At 39.7% G+C, this 17,996-nt stretch carries 15 protein-coding genes and 1 pseudogene; 7 read left to right on the top strand and 9 right to left on the bottom strand.

What is annotated here, in order from left to right; translation table 11 throughout:
• Nucleotides 1-65: 65 nt before the first annotated feature.
• The 6 genes and pseudogenes from DYI03_RS03565 to DYI03_RS13840 all read right to left on the bottom strand — a co-directional run bounded on the left by DYI03_RS03565 (nucleotide 66) and on the right by DYI03_RS13840 (nucleotide 7,132).
• The gene (locus DYI03_RS03565) at nucleotides 66-2,351 is read right to left on the bottom strand and encodes a cation:proton antiporter (RefSeq protein WP_021668875.1); all 2,286 of its coding nucleotides are present in this window, start codon (nucleotides 2,349-2,351) and stop codon (nucleotides 66-68) included.
• Nucleotides 2,352-2,470: 119 nt separating this feature from the next.
• On the bottom strand, nucleotides 2,471-3,694 hold the full coding sequence (pepT, locus tag DYI03_RS03560; RefSeq protein ID WP_021668877.1) for a peptidase T: 1,224 nt from the start codon (nucleotides 3,692-3,694) through the stop codon (nucleotides 2,471-2,473).
• A 253-nt stretch (nucleotides 3,695-3,947) separates the two neighbouring features.
• The gene (locus tag DYI03_RS03555; protein ID WP_004354862.1) at nucleotides 3,948-4,364 is read right to left on the bottom strand and encodes a hypothetical protein; all 417 of its coding nucleotides are present in this window, start codon (nucleotides 4,362-4,364) and stop codon (nucleotides 3,948-3,950) included.
• Nucleotides 4,365-4,647: 283 nt separating this feature from the next.
• A pseudogene (locus tag DYI03_RS14015) lies at nucleotides 4,648-4,833 on the bottom strand (IS1380 family transposase); the annotation flags it as partial.
• Between the two features lie 140 nt (nucleotides 4,834-4,973).
• Complete coding sequence (locus DYI03_RS03545) at nucleotides 4,974-6,851, bottom strand: IS1634 family transposase (RefSeq protein WP_115367885.1); 1,878 nt, start codon at nucleotides 6,849-6,851, stop codon at nucleotides 4,974-4,976.
• Nucleotides 6,852-7,003: 152 nt separating this feature from the next.
• Nucleotides 7,004-7,132: a hypothetical protein gene (locus DYI03_RS13840; protein WP_262510444.1), complete on the bottom strand. Its 129-nt coding sequence runs from the start codon at nucleotides 7,130-7,132 to the stop codon at nucleotides 7,004-7,006.
• On the opposite strand from DYI03_RS13840, the gene DYI03_RS03540 reads away from it, so the two are divergent.
• The gene (locus DYI03_RS03540) at nucleotides 7,109-8,851 is read left to right on the top strand and encodes an RHS repeat domain-containing protein (RefSeq protein WP_244916332.1); all 1,743 of its coding nucleotides are present in this window, start codon (nucleotides 7,109-7,111) and stop codon (nucleotides 8,849-8,851) included. The genes DYI03_RS13840 and DYI03_RS03540 overlap by 24 nt on opposite strands.
• Before the next feature lie 412 nt (nucleotides 8,852-9,263).
• On the opposite strand, the gene DYI03_RS03530 is transcribed toward DYI03_RS03540, so the two are convergent.
• Entirely contained in the window at nucleotides 9,264-10,550 is a 1,287-nt protein-coding gene (locus tag DYI03_RS03530) for an IS1380 family transposase (protein ID WP_115367883.1), read from the bottom strand.
• 312 nt (nucleotides 10,551-10,862) lie between these two features.
• Here DYI03_RS03530 and DYI03_RS13930 point away from each other — a divergent pair, with 312 nt between their 5' ends.
• The 5 genes from DYI03_RS13930 (at nucleotide 10,863) to DYI03_RS03505 (ending at nucleotide 15,139) form a co-directional block, all read left to right on the top strand.
• Nucleotides 10,863-11,852 carry an RHS repeat-associated core domain-containing protein gene (locus DYI03_RS13930; protein ID WP_394366016.1) on the top strand — a complete coding sequence of 330 codons (990 nt, stop codon included), beginning with the start codon at nucleotides 10,863-10,865 and terminating at the stop codon, nucleotides 11,850-11,852.
• Between the two features lie 6 nt (nucleotides 11,853-11,858).
• Nucleotides 11,859-12,266, top strand: coding sequence for a hypothetical protein (locus DYI03_RS03520; protein ID WP_025064918.1), 408 nt, complete (start codon nucleotides 11,859-11,861; stop codon nucleotides 12,264-12,266).
• Nucleotides 12,267-12,665: 399 nt separating this feature from the next.
• Complete coding sequence (locus DYI03_RS03515; protein WP_115367858.1) at nucleotides 12,666-14,195, top strand: IS5 family transposase; 1,530 nt, start codon at nucleotides 12,666-12,668, stop codon at nucleotides 14,193-14,195.
• A 98-nt stretch (nucleotides 14,196-14,293) separates the two neighbouring features.
• Nucleotides 14,294-14,707 (top strand): hypothetical protein, encoded by a 414-nt coding sequence (locus DYI03_RS03510; RefSeq protein ID WP_025064667.1) that lies wholly within the window; start codon nucleotides 14,294-14,296, stop codon nucleotides 14,705-14,707.
• Nucleotides 14,708-14,722: 15 nt separating this feature from the next.
• Entirely contained in the window at nucleotides 14,723-15,139 is a 417-nt protein-coding gene (locus tag DYI03_RS03505) for a hypothetical protein (protein ID WP_021669450.1), read from the top strand.
• A gap of 103 nt (nucleotides 15,140-15,242) precedes the next feature.
• Here DYI03_RS03505 and DYI03_RS03500 read toward each other — a convergent pair whose 3' ends face one another.
• Together DYI03_RS03500 and DYI03_RS03495 are read right to left on the bottom strand one after the other, a co-directional pair.
• Nucleotides 15,243-15,428, bottom strand: coding sequence for a hypothetical protein (locus tag DYI03_RS03500; protein ID WP_021669451.1), 186 nt, complete (start codon nucleotides 15,426-15,428; stop codon nucleotides 15,243-15,245).
• 59 nt (nucleotides 15,429-15,487) lie between these two features.
• Nucleotides 15,488-16,669 carry a phosphoribosylaminoimidazolecarboxamide formyltransferase gene (locus tag DYI03_RS03495; protein WP_021669452.1) on the bottom strand — a complete coding sequence of 394 codons (1,182 nt, stop codon included), beginning with the start codon at nucleotides 16,667-16,669 and terminating at the stop codon, nucleotides 15,488-15,490.
• Nucleotides 16,670-16,869: 200 nt separating this feature from the next.
• On the opposite strand from DYI03_RS03495, the gene DYI03_RS03490 reads away from it, so the two are divergent.
• Nucleotides 16,870-17,976, top strand: coding sequence for a type I restriction endonuclease subunit R, EcoR124 family (locus DYI03_RS03490; RefSeq protein ID WP_021669454.1), 1,107 nt, complete (start codon nucleotides 16,870-16,872; stop codon nucleotides 17,974-17,976).
• The last annotated feature ends 20 nt before the right edge of the window (nucleotides 17,977-17,996 follow it).

Here is a 17,996-nt window from a genome sequence, read left to right as displayed (position 1 = left end):
AAAGCTGTGAGTATTCGATAGGAAAACTCTTTGACACTATGAACTGTCATTTGATTTTTAGCTGATTATTTCTTCTCTTCCTCTCCGTTAGCTATTCTTATTTGCTTGATATTTTCTTTTTCGCCTACCAACCAAATAATGTCGCCAGCTTGAAGAATGTGGGCTGGATTGATAAGCGTAATCTGCGGTTGCCCTTCGTCTACGCCTACCACCATGCAATTATACTTGTCGCGTATGCCACTTTCGGTTAATGCTTTGCCAATGAAAGGATTGTTGTCGGACAAAAGAATTTGTCTTAACAATATTTCTCGATTCTCTATGTCGTAATCTTCTGCTTTTACTTCTTGTCGCATAGCTGCTGAAATGGCTGCAAGCTGCTGGTCGTTGCCAATGACTTGTATCTTGTCGTTCGGAAAAATAATGGTATTTCCTTTCGGTATGTTCAACCTTTGTGTGCCACGAAGAATGCTGCTGACGTGCGTTCCAAAGCGATTGCGCAATTGAAGTTTGTTCAACGATTTGCCTGCCCACAAGGAATTTTCTGTTATTTCAAACTCTCCGATGTGAATATCCCTGTCTAATAAGTGTCCTTCAAATCGTGGTTTGCGTTGTCCGTTTACCTGTGCTGCAATTTCACGGCTACGAAGATTTTGCACGAACAAGCGTTCCAAAGTTATGCTACGATGTTTCATGCTGCGTGAAAGAATCATCAACGTCAAAAGACCTATGGCAATGACAATGAGCAAAGCGTTTTTGAAACGAGTAAGATAGTTGCAAATATAGAAAATGAACATCAATGCAATGAACATTCGTACTAAAACGGTGAACACCAATGGCAAGCGATTCGTGCGGTGGCGTGTCCAAAGTGTTTTAAATTCTTCGGAATGGTTTTTCTTCATCACAAAAGCACGCAAAAAAGGAGCAATGAGGAGAGTAGTGAGGAGTCCGCAAATAGCATTTCCAACCCAATGTTCGCCCGTTATTTCTATTGAAAGTCTGCGTAAAATTGGTAAAACGATTGAAAACATAATGATGATAGTGGCTGCTGAAAGTATGCTATAAACGACCGTATTGGCAACCATAGCACGAATAAGTGTGCGCCAAAGATTGTCAGACGAAAAGTTTTGAGGTGTCCCCACTTCTATATGGTTCACACGTCTTGCCCATTGTTTTGGCAAATGTCGCAAAATAAAATCGTAAGTAGGGTTGGCTGCACGAATCATGTAAGGCGTAAGGAAGGTGGTTACAACAGAAACGGCAACCACAACAGGATAGAGAAATTTGCTGATGACACCTAAAGACAATCCTAAAGTAGCAATAATAAAAGCAAATTCGCCCACTTGTGCCATTGAAAAGCCACAACGTAAAGCGTTTTTAAGCGACTGCCCACCAAACATATAACCCATAGTTCCGAAAAGAGCTTGCCCGAAAAGAATCGTTATAACCAATAAACCAATAGGAACTGCATATGTAACAAGGATTTTAGGGTCGACCAACATGCCCACAGATACGAAGAAAATTGCGCCAAAAAGATTCTTTATAGGCTCAACCACTTTGATAATTTTTTCAGCTTCAATGGTTTCTGCCAATATACTACCCATGATAAACGAGCCGAAAGCTGCACTGAAACCTACTTTTGTAGAGATAACTGCCATGAGAAAGCAAAGTCCTAAAGCCAAGACAAGGAGGGTTTCGCTATTGAGTATGCCTCTGACTTTGCGCAAAAATAAAGGAATGGCAAACAAACCAATGACAAACCAAAGAATAAGAAAGAAACCTATTTTCAGTAAACTTTCTATCAATTGCACTCCATCGGGACTATTTCCGCTTGCTACGGCACTCAACATCACCATCATGACAATGGCTAAAATATCTTCCAATATGAGTACACTCATCACTGTTGTAGCAAACCCCTGTTGCGATAGCCCCATATCGGTAAAGGCTTTATATATGATAGCCGTTGAACTCATTGCCAACATACCGCCAAGAAAGATGCAATCCATTTGTTTCCAACCAAAGCCATGACCAACAGTAATACCTAACCCTAACATGCAGAAGACTATGGTGCAGGCTGCAATGATAGGGGAGGCACCCATTTTGAGAATCTTTTTCACAGAGAAATCTAATCCTAAGGAGAACAAAAGGAAGATTACCCCAATGTCTGCCCATGTCTTTATGTCGGCTTCGTCTACAACACTCATGATATAAGGCATGTGTGGCGAAACCAAAAAGCCAGCCACAATGTAGCCCAAAACCAAAGGTTGTTTGAGTTTTTTAAATAATAAGGTAACACAACCTGCTACTACAAGGATAAGTGCAAGGTCGGTTACAAGGTTTGGAAGTTCTGCCATAATAATGTGTTTGAGTGGAAAAAAGGATTTTATATAAGAAAGTGGGCTCCAACATCGTCATTAGTTGGAGTCCACCTCTATCAAATTTTTCTTAGCAATTTTGTTGCTATTGCTGCATTTCAATCGTTGTAACCTGCGGTTAGACGACTAATATTGATGACTACTTGCATAGCTTTTTCCATTACTTGGATAGAAACGAACTCGTAAGGACCATGGAAATTCACTCCACCAGCGAAGATGTTTGGACAAGGAAGTCCCTTAAAGCTGAGTTGAGCACCGTCAGTACCGCCACGAATAGGTTGTACCAATGGTTTCACCTCGGCTTCTTCCATTGCTTTGAGTACAAGGTCGATAACATGAATATTTGGGTCTATCTTTTCCTTCATGTTATAATATTGATCGTTCATGTTCATCTCAACCGTACCTTCTCCGTACTTTTCGTTCATAGCCTTCACGCAGTTCTCCATCATTTTCTTGCGATTTTCAAACTTCTCTCTGTCGTGGTCGCGAATGATGTAGCTTAATTTTGCTTCTTCGCAACGGCTATCAATGCCCAAAAGGTGGTAGAATCCTTCGTAACCTTCTGTTGTTTCAGGGATTTCGTCTTGTGGCAACATTTCGTTAAACTCAATTGCCAAACGGCTTGCATTGACCATTCTGCCCTTTGCATAACCTGTATGAACGCTCAAACCCTTGATGTGAATCTTTGCACCAGCGGCATTGAAGTTTTCATATTCCAATTGTCCGAGGTCGCCACCGTCCATGGTGTAAGCCCATTCACAACCAAATTTCTCTACATCGAAGTGGTGTGCGCCACGTCCAATCTCTTCGTCTGGATTGAAACCAACACGAATCTTGCCGTGTTCTATTTCTGGGTGGTCGCGCAAATAGCACATTGCTTGTACGATTTCAGCAATACCTGCCTTGTCGTCAGCACCAAGAAGCGTTGTACCATCGGTTACAATGAGGTCTTCGCCCTTGTGGTCTAAGAGCTCAGGGAATTGCTTTGGCGATGAAACCATGTTCTCATTGAGCTGAATATCGCCGCCATCGTAATTCTTAACAATGCGTGCTTTGATGTTAGCACCACTTGCGTCTAAAGCGGTATCGTAGTGAGCAATGAAACCAATTGTAGGAACTTTCTTTGAAGTAGTGGCTGGCAAGGTAGCGTAGATGTAGCCCATGTCGTCCATTTCAACTTCTTTCAGTCCTTCACGCTCAAGTTCCTCCTTGAGATACTTTGCGAAAACGAGTTGTTTCGCAGTGCTTGGCACAGTTTCAGATTCGTCTGCTGACTGTGTGTCAAACTTAGTATAATTAATAAATCTTTCTGATATTTCCATGTTTTGTTTTTATTTTTACTAATCTCTTACTTGCAAAGATAACTAAAAACTGATTTATAGCAAAACTTGTAGCCGCTTTTTTATAATTGTTATACTTTTTATATGCTAATCTTTAAAAGATAAGTAAATTCCAAAAGCAAAAATAACAGAAAGAAAGAACCCTATATCCTCAATGAAAGAGGACATAGGGCACTGTCTGAAATATAAATGTATACGCCCCAAACGCACTATAATGCTGCGTTCGCCGTCAATATTATTGGTCTACAAATTTTATTTTCCTGTTCAGTTCATCTATACGAGCCTGCAATTTGACTATTTTCTTTTCTATTTTATTCGTCTTTTTCTGAGCTTTCTTCAACTTTTTGTTAACAGCTTTTGCTTCTTTCAAAACCTTAATCGTCTCCTTTGCATCTTTTACAGTGCTCTTTGCGTCCGACGAATTAAATTCTGTTGTTACAACATTTGCCTCTGCATTCACTTCAGATGCCTTGCTTATGAGGTTGTTGTAGGTAGCCTTCTCTTTTTCTAAGTCGAGCTGAAGTTTGTTTAATTTAGAAGTTAATTTCAACACTTTCTGTTGTTCCTTCAACTTATCCACTCTATTTACATCTTGTGCAAAGCCTGAAACAGCTGCTAAAGCCATTATCCCAATTAAAAATAATCTTTTCATTTCTTTATTAATTTTATTAATACTGCAAAGATAACTTTATTTTTCTTAACATGCAAATTTTTATCCAAATATATCGCAGATTCAACCAGCAAGTGTAAAATTACCTTATTTCCGCAAACAATTTCCTTATTTGTTTCAAAACTTGTTTGCGTCTCATTTAACCCTACAAGAAAGTTCGATTTGTCATTTTTTGCTCAACTTACCACAAATAGGTTGGTTATTGGACACAAGTTCCCTTACCCATAGGGAATGGGGAAGATAAAATTCAGCAAAGAGTTTGAAGCTATTCTTTAAAAATCTTGATATAATACTTTTTGGGTGTGTATAGGTTTAAGACGTATCTCCTTCTTGTCTTAATCCATTTGGCAGGTACGTTGATGAAGTGTAATATGAACTTCTTCAACATTACTGTAACGAGCATAAAGACGGTGTTCTGCTCAAGAAAGGAGAAAGGCAGGTGTACCCAGCCAAGAAAGTAACCATAATCGCCTTTATAAGAATATGTTGCATCGTATTTGTGTGCAGGAATAAACTGGTGGTCAAAGTCTAACCCAAGTTTAACACCTATCATCGTAGAATCTTGCTATTATTATACTTTTTCAGTTTTGGCTATGGACTCTGTGTCCTACAAATTTTTATTTTTCTGAATGGTGCATATTTCAGTTTTAATTTATCGTATATAGCAGTTGCCTGCTTTGAGGGATTGCTGCATTGTCGCATCTGTACGATGTCTCCTAACGGGTTCCTACCTTCCGTGGTTACAAGTTTCTGGGTGCTCAACCTCCGCACGATTTCGGTCCAATAGCAGGATTCGCCTTCTCGCTTCAACTGGCAGCGGATGGTATTTACCACCCAGTAGGCAAGCAGACCGAAGAAAAGATGCGCATCGCTCCGGTCATCGGTCTGATGATATATAGGACGGAGGTTCAGGTCGGTCTTCAACTGCCTGTTGGTACATTCGATTTCCCGTATGAGGTTGTAATAGTCCCATGTGGTACGCTCGTCGAGTGTTTCTACATTGGTCCGTAGGAAGTATACGCCGTGTCCGGACTCGATGGCTGAGAGGTCTTTGAGCTTCCAGTCTACACGTAGCATTTCCTTTGGTTTTTCTTCGTTTCTAATGTAGTCTATCGCATAGTATCTTGCGATAGAAGGATATTTCTGTATGGCTCGTCCCGTACGCTCTACAACCTTCTCGTAGAGTTTCGTTCCACCTTTCTTTGCAATACCATCATTTATCTTCTTCAGCTCTGTCTCAAACCTTTCACGCCAAAGTTTGTTCATTGACGATTCGGTCATAGCCTTAGATGGAGAGGTTATCTCAAGATAGTAGTCCTCACCTTCGGTGTGTACCTTGTTGAGCGTTATTGTTTGCTTTCGGGCGTCTTTTACCATCACGCTCTTATGGTCCTCACTGAGCGTGTAATCTTTCAGCTTGGTGCGAGATACGCAGAGATAGTTGTAACCCTTTGCCTTAATAAGATTTAGATTCTCTCCGGTTGCAATACCTGCATCCATCACAATAAGCGATTTTTCTTTTTGTACAGGATTCTTGTCTGCCAGCGTATCTATCATATCAGGCAGTGATTTAGGGTCAGCCGTATTACCTTCCAGGATAGAAGAATAGCGTATGAAGCCCTCCTTATTGATACACAGGGCCAGGACGAGAAGTTTACAATCTGATCGCTTCTCTTTTGACCTACCAAACTGTGCCTTCTTGCTTTCACGCTTACTACCCTCAAAGTAGAAATTTGTCAAGTCAAAGAGCATCAGCTTGTTATCTATATTAAAAAGGTTATCTGTTACATTGCACAAGTGACATTCTATCTTCTCTTTGAGTTCATAGAGTTTGTCCGTTACCTTGTACAGGGCATTGATACCCGGAGTCCAGTCTTGCGAACCAGTGTAAAGTTCGGCGGCAGCCGAATTATCCCTGAGATAATAATACGAGGAACGTTCAGACACGGCATACACAGTCCGGATGATGAGCGCAGAGAGTGCGGTGTGGATAGAATGGTTGCTCCATCCTTGGTCACGCAGGAACTCTTCCAGTCCCAGCTTATCAATGGTCTGCTTACAGAGCCATTCTGCACCAACATTCCTTGCGTCAGTATGTTCTGCCGTAGCAAGATCGATATAACGTTCAGACTCCTTTCTTGCTTTCTGTTCCTTCTTATCGAATCTATCAATTCCACCTTCCTCTTTCATCCGCTGCCACCACTCATCCGCCTTAGCCTGTTCCAGTTCAGTAAGTCCCTCCAAATGCTTGCCAAATAAAGAATTAGTTCCTCTGTTCTTAAAACGCTCTGTAAGTGCAAAAGCAATCCTTCTCACCTGCAAGGCTGTGAGAGAAGGTTCAAAACCAATATTGAGCAGAATGAGCGAATGTACGTGTCCAGCCACGTCACGATATGACTCTTTTAGTCTATAATAAAGAGCCTTTTCACCAGTTGCCGGATTAAAACGTGTCTGTACATTTGCGTGCATAGGTGCAAAGTAACAAAAAAAAATTGATATGCTGGTGTCCTACAAATCAGATTTACTCCGTATTCAGAAAACGCTACGGCTGATTATTAAGTACTTAGCAAACCTGAAACCCTCAAAACACACTGAAAATTTATGAAAAATAATTATGCCCGTTAAACTTGGGCTAAATCAACGCTGCTTCCTTCGTGTATTAAGCCAAGATGCTTAACCATCGTCAGAAGAAGTTCTTTTTCAAAGTGCGATTTCTCGCCACGAGCATGTACAAATTTCGCTTTGCTCATTTGCATGCTTCGTCTGGCTTAACGAAATCGTTCTCTTTTAGAGCTCTCTATGGTGAGGGCAAGGGTATTGTTTTGAACAACAAATACGATGAGCTTATTGATTATGATAAGGTGGGCAATATCACAACGCTCCAACGATATGGGAAATCTGATAATGGCTTTGGACTGATAGACAATCTTTCGTATGTCTACAATAATAACCAACTTATGAAGGTTACGGATACTGCCGATTCCTCCGTGACTTATTATAGTGCTTTTCATTTTGTCGATGGTGCTGATGCGGAAACGGAGTATGTTTATGATGCCAATGGCAACATGACACAAGATTTTAACAAGAAAATTTCAAAAATTGAATATAATTCTCTAAATTTGCCGTCAATGATACAATATAGCCACGGAGACCAAGCCCACTATGGGTATGATGCTGTGGGGAGAAAGTTGAGCGTAAGCCACATAATTTCTCCTGTCAATATATATGTGCCTATGGGCTCAACTACTCTACCTGAAAATGCTTTTTTAGAATGGCGAGGCTTTGATGTATACGCAGATAACATACAATATTTCATGGAAAAGTCTTTATCTGTATTTCCAACACGCTTGAATTTCGATGGTGGTTACCCAACACGCTTGAATTTCGATGGTGGTTACATCACTTCGATTGACGATACACCTGTTTACCACTATTACTTACAAGACCATTTGGGCAATAATCGTATGGTGGTGAATGCTAATGGCGAGGTGGAACAGGTGAACCATTACTATGCCTTTGGTGGACTTATGGGCGAAAGTACGGGTGGCGACACGCAGACTTACAAATATAATGGTAAGGTACTCGACCGCATTAATGGTTTAGATTGGTACGACTATGGTGCTCGCAACTATGATGCAGCCTTGGGTAGGTGGCATGTGGTAGATCCTTTAGCGGAGAAGTATTATAATGTCAGCCCTTATGCGTATTGTGGAAATAATCCTGTGAATCGGATAGACCCAAATGGTATGGAGATGGATTGGGTGCAAAGTGACACACAAATGAAGTATGATAGACGTATTATAGACGAAGAAACGGCACAACTATATTATGGCAAATCTGCTATTTACAGACCTTTGGGGTATTCGTACATTGCTACTACTGGTGAAAATATCACATTATATGATAATGCCAATTTTATGAGCAATGGTATTATGAAAACAGCCTTTGACTATACGCCAATTATATCAAGTAAAAATTTATCTCCTTTTTTTGACTCTATAGATAATTTTAACACTTGGGGGCTTGGAATAATAGGGGGATTTAGTTCTAATGCTTATAGAGCGTCAGTTATAAGCACTGCCTTATCTGCACAATTTTATCAAAAATCGACCTTAGTAAATAGTTTAGAAAAATTAAGTGGAACTTACAAGTATGCAAAAAAGATAGGAAAATTAGGAACTGGAGTATCCATTGTTACTGGAGCTTTTAATATTTTTAAAGGTTATGAACAGGATGGTTATAGAATTCATTATAATACCACAAAGGCTATAGCTGAAAATAGCTTCGGAATTAGTATGGGAATCTATGGTGGAACTCAAGGAGCCAAGTTGGGAGCTACTATAGGCTATTTATGTGGAGGATTTGGTGCAATTCCAGGTTCTATTATTGGAGGAATTATAGGAACATATTTGGGTGATAAAATCGGAAAGGGTATAGGAGATATAGTAAATGAAATTTTCTATCAATAAGTCGTATATGAAATTAATAGAATACTATTTGAACATATTCCACTATGTTATATATGTATATTGTATAAAATACAAGCGTTTTTTACCAGGTTATAGTCCAAGTCATAATTCTGGAAATATATTGATGATACTGACTGTAATTCCTTCAATCATTATATTTAACAGTTACTTATTGTTTTACAAAGTAAATAATCATCCACCTATCATTGAATTATTTTTAGTAATTACGATCCCATTTTATCCTCAAATCCGCAACTTAACTTTTCAACGTCCTTCTTGCGTGTACACATCCTCTCATTACTGAATTTGCAGATAATTAGAACTGAAATCCCCCACTTCAGCCTACAACATCCCCTTACCCCACAATGCGACTTGAGGCAATACGCAGTATCATACCCATAAATTGTAGGCGTTATCCAAAATCTGTCTGGAACACATCCGCGTAAGCATTGTTACAAGTATAGATATTCAGCACATACTGCCTTGATGTCCTGATCCACTTTGCTGGTACAGAGACAAACCTGAAGACAAGCGCTTTTATGCGGCTTGTTGTATTGAGTCCGAACCTCTTTACATCAAGTCTTTGGATAATGGCCTTGTAGAAGTTACGGATAAGTGCTGTAAGAAGAAGGAACACGGTGTTCTCTGCCATGAAGGATTTGGGCAATCGGTCCCATCCGAAACCATTGTTCATATCATCGAAGATACGTTCCTTTCCCCCTCGAAGGTTATAGAACTCGACAATCTCTCTTACGGAAGATACATAGTCGTTAGTCAGGATACAACGGTATGTGTATTCTCCTTCCCAGAGATCCAATACACCATCCAACCGTTTCTGTCTTTGAATCACAAGTCGGTATGCTTTACCCTTCCACTTTTCAATAAGGATAGAGTTCAATTCGAACTCAATGCCATTGATTTCCTCAGTTTTCCAACCTCTGAGAGCAAAGATTTCATTGTAGAGCGAACTGCAGCGGTTTGCGCGGATATAGAAGGATTTGCAGTGTTCCTCTACTTCTTCTACGATTTCCTCGGAACATGATCCACAGTCAGCTCTGAAACGATTGATAGTAAGGCCGTTCTGTTCAAATCTCTCAAAGAACCTCTTCAGCGTGTCCTTCTGATGAAAACGAACATTTGTGTTGCCATCGCTATTCTCAATGCCAACGATTAAGTCGCCAATAACCGCCACGCCAGGGCGATAACCAGGGAACTTCTTGTATGTAGGCTTTGCATCATACTTCTCTGTCTCTATGAACTGATGGTCGAAATCAACATCATACATCTCGTCCTCTTTCAGTTGGCCAGATGCAAACATACAATTGAGCAGTAAAGTATTGAGAGTGTCAGCCGTGTTGAAATCGTAGGTCTTGCCCATATCTGATGTGTATGAAATGTTTTCTTGCGTCAGCTCCTTTATCGCTCTGAGGATAGTATCAGAGCTACAAGTTCGAAGTGTCGGATGAAGCGAGAGATGGCTCATCAAATGAGTAGTGACATCCTCAACACATGAGCCACCACAGAAGTAGATACTCATGAGTGAACGGATGATTTCGCTGTACTGATAACCGAATGATCTACACCTTAGACCGAGGGTCGAGTCGATTACAGATGACAATGTGGAGTCAAATTGCTCCATGATTGAAAATATTCCTCCAAAAGGAGTGAGTTTATCGGATTTAATATGTATTTTTGCCATGCCATATCAGAGTTTTGCTTGCTTGTTTTGCAACACTAAGATAAGTGAATTCTTTGACATGGCAAAATCCTGGGCAACTTTTTGTTGCTCAGGTACTTAAAAAGTTTAAGTTATAATAGTGTTGCGGAATTAAGGTTTATTTATTAGTTTGGTTTTCTGTATTGCATAAGGATAAGTATCGTTTATATTTTAAAGATTTTAAGCAATTACCACCTGAAATAATAAAGAAATGGCAAAAGAATACACGTTTAATGCTGTTGGCAGCTTTTTTGCTTTTGGTGGTCAGCGTATTACTCTTGAATGCTTTGTAAAATGAAAAATGTTGTTCAAGTAATTAATTATAAGACCTTTGGTGGACTTATGGGCGAAAGTACGGGTGGCGACACGCAGACTTACAAATATAATGGTAAGGAACTCGACCGCATTAATGGTTTAGATTGGTACGACTATGGTGCTCGCAACTATGATGCAGCCTTGGGTAGGTGGCATGTGGTAGATCCTTTAGCGGAGAAGTATTATAATGTCAGTCCTTATGCGTATTGTGGAAATAATCCTATGAATCGGATAGACCCAAATGGTATGGAGATGGATTGGGTGCAAAGTGACACACAAATGAAGTATGATAGACGTATTATAGACGAAGAAACGGCACAACTATATTATGGCAAATCTGCTATTTACAGACCTTTGGGGTATTCGTACATTGCTACTACTGGTGAAAATATCACATTATATGATAATGCCAATTTTATGAGCAATGGTATTATGAAAACAGCCTTTGACTATACGCCAATTATGTCAAGTCAAAATCTATCTTCTTTTTTTGATTTCACAAATATTTTTAATACATGGGGACTTGGAACAATAGGAGGATTTGGTTCTAAAGTTTATCGAAGAGCAGTTGTTAGTGCTGCCTTTTCTGCACAAATTAAGCAAAATACGACCTTAGTAAATAGATTAGATAAATTGAGTGGAACTTACAAGTATGGAAGATATGCGACAAATTTAGGTTGTGGTCTTTCGGTTGGGGTCGCTGTATATAGGATTACGCAAGGTTATGAACAAGATGGAGGTCAAATTGGATATCATACAGCGAAGGCAGCATCAAGTAGTGGCTTTGGTTTAGGCTTTAGTATTTACGGTGCTACTCATGGTGCTACGATTGGGGCAGGTGTTGGCTCATGGTTTGGTGGTATTGGTGCAATACCAGGTTCCGTTATCGGTTCACTTTTAGGCGGATATTGCGGTGAAATTTTAGGAGAATCAGTGGGAGAAAATATTGTTGATGAGATTTATAAATAAATTATTATGTGGAAAAAAATAGAATATAATCTTAATATATTACATTATGTCATTTATCTTTTTTGTGTTAAATATGAGCGATTATTACCTGCTTACAGTCCAAGTTTGAATTCTGGAATTATTATGATGTGGCTTTCTCCAATTCTTGTGATGCAATTACTTATTATTCATAATTTAATTTATAAAATATTTCATATTTCTTATTCATCAGATTATGATTTTTACTCTACAATTTTTTTTGAATTATTAGTTTGGTTTTCTGTAATACACAAAGAGAAGTATCGTTTATACTTCAAAGAATTTAAGCAATTACCACCTGAAATAATAAAGAAATGGCAAAAGAATACACGTTTAATGCTGTTGGCAGCTTTTTTACTTTTGGTGGTCAGCGTATTACTCTTGAATGCTTTGTAAAATGAAAAATGTTGTTCAAGTAATTAACAATAGTTCGTTAAAATTTGAGTATATGGCTACGCAGCCTTAGGCTGCCAGCCATATACTCAAATTTTAACGAACTATTGATACAAAAACGATGTAGGTGTATGGAAAGCATATAAGAATGGAGAATATTATACGAAATATTCTGGTGATTTTAAGAGTAAGGGACAGCCAGGTTCTCGCGGTTTTAATTATTCTACACTATGGGATAGACTGAGCAATAATTGGGATAGTCTGATCAATAAGATAGGAACTTTATTTAAATAGTGTTTACTGAATAATTTATAACTCTCTGATATTTAAGTTTATATAACTTTATTTCTTTGTTTGTTTAACTAGAAAATCGTACCTTTATATAGTTAAATCCATAGCAAGATGAAGTTTTACGCTCCAAAATACAAGCAACTTGACCTCGGTTTGCTCCGCTCATCCCTTGATGAGTTGGACAAGACAAACCGATGGGTGGCTCTCGGTGACCTTCTTCCATGGACAGAACTTGAGAAGGAATACAACTCAAGGTTGGACAATCAGAAGAAAGGTGCAGGGAACAAGCCGGCACGCATGATTCTCGGCGCAATGATTATCAAGCACAAACTAAACCTGAGTGATGCCGAGACCATCGAGATTATCAGAGAGAGTCCCTACATGCAGTACTTTTGTGGATTGCATGAGTTCACCGACAAGCCTATATTCGACCCGAGCCTATTCGTCACGATACGCAAGCGAATCTCAGAGGAAGAACTCAACAAGATGACAGTCAAGCTTCTCGACAAGCAGAGGCGTCTTCTTGAAGAGAAACGCAAGCGTGAAGAAGAAGAGGCGAAGAGGAATGATGAGGACCCGCCGGCTCCGAAACCAGAGGATCCGAATGCCGCTTCCTTCACCGACTCAAAAGGTCGCGAGCACAAGGGAGTGCTGAAGATTGATGCTACCTGTGCCGATGCAGAGATGCGTTATCCTGTTGACGTTGATATAATACATGATGGTTGCCGCAAGGTTACCGACTATATTATAAAGGTGTGCGAGATGTTTGAGCTGCACAAGCCACGCACGAACTACAAGCATGCACGTCAGGCATACCTTCAGCTTGTCAAGAAAGCCAAGAAGAAAGGCAAGATGGTGCGTGATACTATCGGGGTGATGCTCAACTACTTGCGCAAGGACATCCGCATCTTAATGGACTTGCTTGCAAAGAACAAGACGTACTACGAGAGCCTATTCCTATATGAGAAACGCACCTTGACTGCAATCCTCACGATGTACCATCAGCAGGAGGAGATGTACAGGTCAAAGACTCATACTTGTGCAGACCGCATACTGAGCATCTTTCAGCCACACGTCCGTGCCATTGTCCGTGGAAAGGCTAAGGCAAGGACTGAGTTCGGGGCCAAGATAGGTGCAAGCATAGTCGAGGGCTATACGTTCATCGACCACCACAGCTGGGATGCCTACAACGAGAGCCAGGATCTCTTGCTACAGATTCAACTTTTCAAAGAACGCTTCGGCTATCTTCCGGCCACCATCCTTGCGGATAAGATTTACCTAAACAGGTCAAACCGAGATATACTTGAGGATTTTGAAATCCATTCATACTGCAAACCGTTAGGGCGACCACCGAAGGATCCTCCTTCAGATGAGATGAAATCCAGAATGGCCAAAGCCATCGGGGAGCGCAATGAAATCGAATGCTCATTCGGTACTGGCAAGAGAATCTATCGAGCCAATGACATAAGAGCCAAGCTTCCAGATACAGCACGATGCTGGACAGGAATGTGCTACTTCGTTAAAAACGTGATGAAGTTCCTCAGGGAACTTTGTCTTGCCCTGACCGAAATCTGGTGGTTTTTCATCATTATCGTCACTATGAGGGGCTACGTCTGCTACCCTCTGTCTGTGAAGAGATAATAATTCAGCAGACCCTAAATAATATGATTTGTAAAAAAAATATTCTACTTTCGTTATTATTCTTTTTCTTAGGAATATTCTGTAATGCTATGATAAGAATGTTTCACGAAGAATTTTATCAAGTGGTTGCTACGCCTTATCCTGAACAAGAAAAAATTGAAAAATGTAAGCAGCAATTTATTAAACATGGCGGATATAAAAATTATGAAACGATAAGGTTTTACTATGATGGTTTAGACGTTGCTCGTAACGAAGCACTTTATTTTGATATTATTGCAGCTAATCGGTATAATATTCTTTTAGGTTTTGGTTATACATATAGTTTTTTAGAAAATATATTACATAAACATGCAGTTATGGACGATAATACCCTCTTCTTTTTTAATGATATGCTTTTAGATTATGTGAAACGTGCGTCCCAGACTCACGATATGAAAGATCATCTATTTGGCATGCAAATGGACGGTAGAGATTTCTACGATGTGCAATTAGATAGTTTAGCTAACGATTAATTTTTTTTTAGTGTAATGAAGAAATATATTTTATTTGCCATAATGTTTTTATTTGGATTATTACTCCATTATGATAATTTAATAAGCTATCCGTATGTACGTTATACTGATGCTGCTAATTTATATAAGGAAAAGAAAAATGTAATAGAACGTGGAGATACAAATGCCTATAAAAGTATTTTAGAGAATTATCAAAGCTACTACCAACACGATCCTTCTAAAATATTCTACTATTCTTTTATTATGGCAACAAAATACCACTATGTTCCAGCTAATTACGATACTTATAAATCGTTAATAAGCAATTATGGGACATTAGATTCTTTGGATAAAGATACCAAGCATCTTGCTCTCTTTTTTCTAAGAAGAGGGATAAATAGGGGAGATATACTTTGTAAAATAGAATATCATCGCCTTCAAATAAAAAGATAAAAATTCAAAACCTATTGTTTTGGAATGCAAAACAATAGGTTTTGAGCAAAAAAACAGTCTGTTTTAGTCTGTTTGCGATGTGCATCTGCATGAAGTGTAATATTTACTTGTGGCGATTGGCTCTTTGTTGGCGATATTTAGCCTTCTGTTTGGCACTACCAGAGCCATGCGCCCCTGTAATATACTTCTTTTTCTTGGCTTTGGTCTTCACTTTGCCATCATCGACCTTGGGCTTTGGTGCACCACGGAAAACCATTCCGCCTTCTATGATTTCATCAATTTCGCTCATTTTTATTATTCTTTCTGTTTATATTATTGGACTTTGCGCGTATTGCCCAATCTATTTTATTAATGGTGGAACAGACGAACGCCTGTAAATGCCATTGCAATGCCGTACTTATCGCAAGTATCAATAACATGGTCGTCGCGAATGCTGCCGCCCGCTTGTGCTATGTATTCAACGCCACTCTTGTGCGCACGCTCAATATTGTCGCCAAAAGGGAAGAAAGCGTCCGAACCCAAAGCTACTTTTGTGTTCTTTGCTATCCATGCTTTGCGCTCTTCTATGGTCAATGTCTCTGGCTTTTCGGTGAAGAAAAGTTGCCATGTACCCTCTTGAAGCAAATCTTCGTATTCGTCCGAAATATAGATGTTGATAGAATTATCTCGGTCGGCACGGCGTATTCCCTCTTTAAACGGAAGGTTCATCACCTTAGGACATTGGCGCAACCACCATTCATCGGCTTTGCTTCCAGCCAAACGGGTGCAGTGAATGCGGCTCTGTTGTCCTGCTCCAATACCGATAGCTTGTCCGTCTTTCACATAGCAAACCGAATTACTCTGGGTGTATTTCAACGTGATAAGGGCAATCATAAGGTCGCGTTTTGCCTCTTCGGTGAACGTTTTATTTTGGGTTGGTATGTTTTCAAACAATGCTGGGTCGTTGAGTTTTACCTCGTTGCGTCCTTGTTCGAAAGTAATGCCAAACACTTGTTTGCGTTCTATGGGTTGAGGCGTATAATTTGCATCAATTTTGATGACATTATAGTTGCCCTTACGTTTCTTTTTGAAGATTTCGAGTGCCTCTGGCGTGTAGCCAGGCGCAATAACGCCATCGCTCACTTCGCGGTTAATCAATCGTGCTGTAGCCTCATCGCAAGTGTCGCTCAAGGCACAAAAGTCGCCATAGGAGCACATACGGTCGGCACCTCTTGCTCGTGCGTATGCCGAAGCCAATGGAGTGAGTTTAAAATCAACATCATCAACAAAGTAAATCTTCTTCAATGTATCGCTTAAAGGCAAACCAACGGCAGCCCCAGCAGGACTAACGTGTTTAAAGGAAGCAGCAGCAGGCAAGCCCGTAGCAGCTTTTAATTCTTTGACAAGTTGCCAACTATTCAGTGCATCAAGGAAGTTGATGTAACCAGGACGACCATTTAGCACTTCGATAGGCAATTCGCCTTCGTCCATAAAAATGCGTGATGGTTTTTGATTTGGATTACAACCGTATTTAAGTTCCAATTCTTTCATTTTGATTTTGGTATGTAATTGACTTTGATTATAGCTGCAAAGTTAGGCAAAACAACTTAATAATTAGCTAAAACCGCATGGAATAATTGTCTTTTTCCCTTAAAAGGGCTATTATTTTGCTTAATGTAAGCGTATTTTGCAATAAAGTTCTTACATTTGTAGTAGTCAATGAACAATTGTAATTAGACCAACCTTTGTTGGTGTTTACCGATACGTTGGAGGATAAATTAGAAAAGATAAACACAGCGTTTCGAGTAATAGACCAATTATTTACGACAGAAAGCATTGAGTATTATGCCACTTTGCCACAAGCCGAAGCAGCAAAAAGGAAGTTTGCAAAGGAGTTTTGCGAGATGACAAAACAATTGGAGGCTGCCAAAATGCAGGGTTTTGTTTGGGAAAATACGGAATATGAGTTTAAACACGCTAATGGTTATGTTACGTTGAAAATGGAGATAGACGAGCAAACCTACAAAGTGTTGTTGGCTCGCTATCGTGAACTCTTCCAAAAGAAACCAAATGACGGCGACGATGGCGACGATGATGTTTACCAATTGGACGCATACATTACCGAAACAGGCGCAGGAACTATCGATGCGGAGTATATCAATTCGAAGTTCATGAAGTTTGTAAAAGACCTTTATACAACAGGAGCCGACAGCGATTTGGTAAAAGCGGCTTTGTCGGAATTGCATACTGCTTTTGCAGGCTATTCGCAACAAGACCAGCGCACAGCACAACGCATTCTGCACGATATAGAAAGTGGCGACCTTATTGTAAGTCATGGGAAAACCATGCAAGACTATATTCTTGAATATCAGAAACAAGAATGCGATAAGTTGGTTTTCAGTTTGGCTGAGGCTTTGGGCGTAGAGCTTAATAGACTAAAAGACTTGATAGACAAGGTTGTCGAAGGGAATATCAATGAAGGCAGACTGAAAGAATTGATAAGCACAATAGACAAGGCAAAGGCAGCAGCGTTTTTGAAAACAATAAAAGGCGAAGAACAAAAGAAACGATTTGTTGTAACAAACCTATCAGACATATTGCGCCGCTTTATACTTGACCCTGCCGACAGAGCAAGAATAATTTATGCTTACCAAAACGAAGGAGTTTTCCTTGATAGGAATGTTCCTGAAGAATTGCCACAAGAGGAAGAAGCGCAGGAAACACCCGAAGAAAAAGAACAACGAAAAGAAGACAATAAACTATCATTCGATGAAATGAAAGAAAACATAAGAATAGTAGTAAAAAAAGACTTAAAGGAAATAAGTCCCATAGGCTTAAAGTTCCCTTTGTCTGACTAGTCCGACCTGTTTGGCCAGTC

Source organism: Prevotella disiens (assembly GCF_900454955.1).
Taxonomy (GTDB): domain Bacteria; phylum Bacteroidota; class Bacteroidia; order Bacteroidales; family Bacteroidaceae; genus Prevotella; species Prevotella disiens.
The sequence above is the reverse complement of the archived record's forward strand: the minus strand, read 5'-3'. Positions and strand labels throughout refer to the sequence as shown.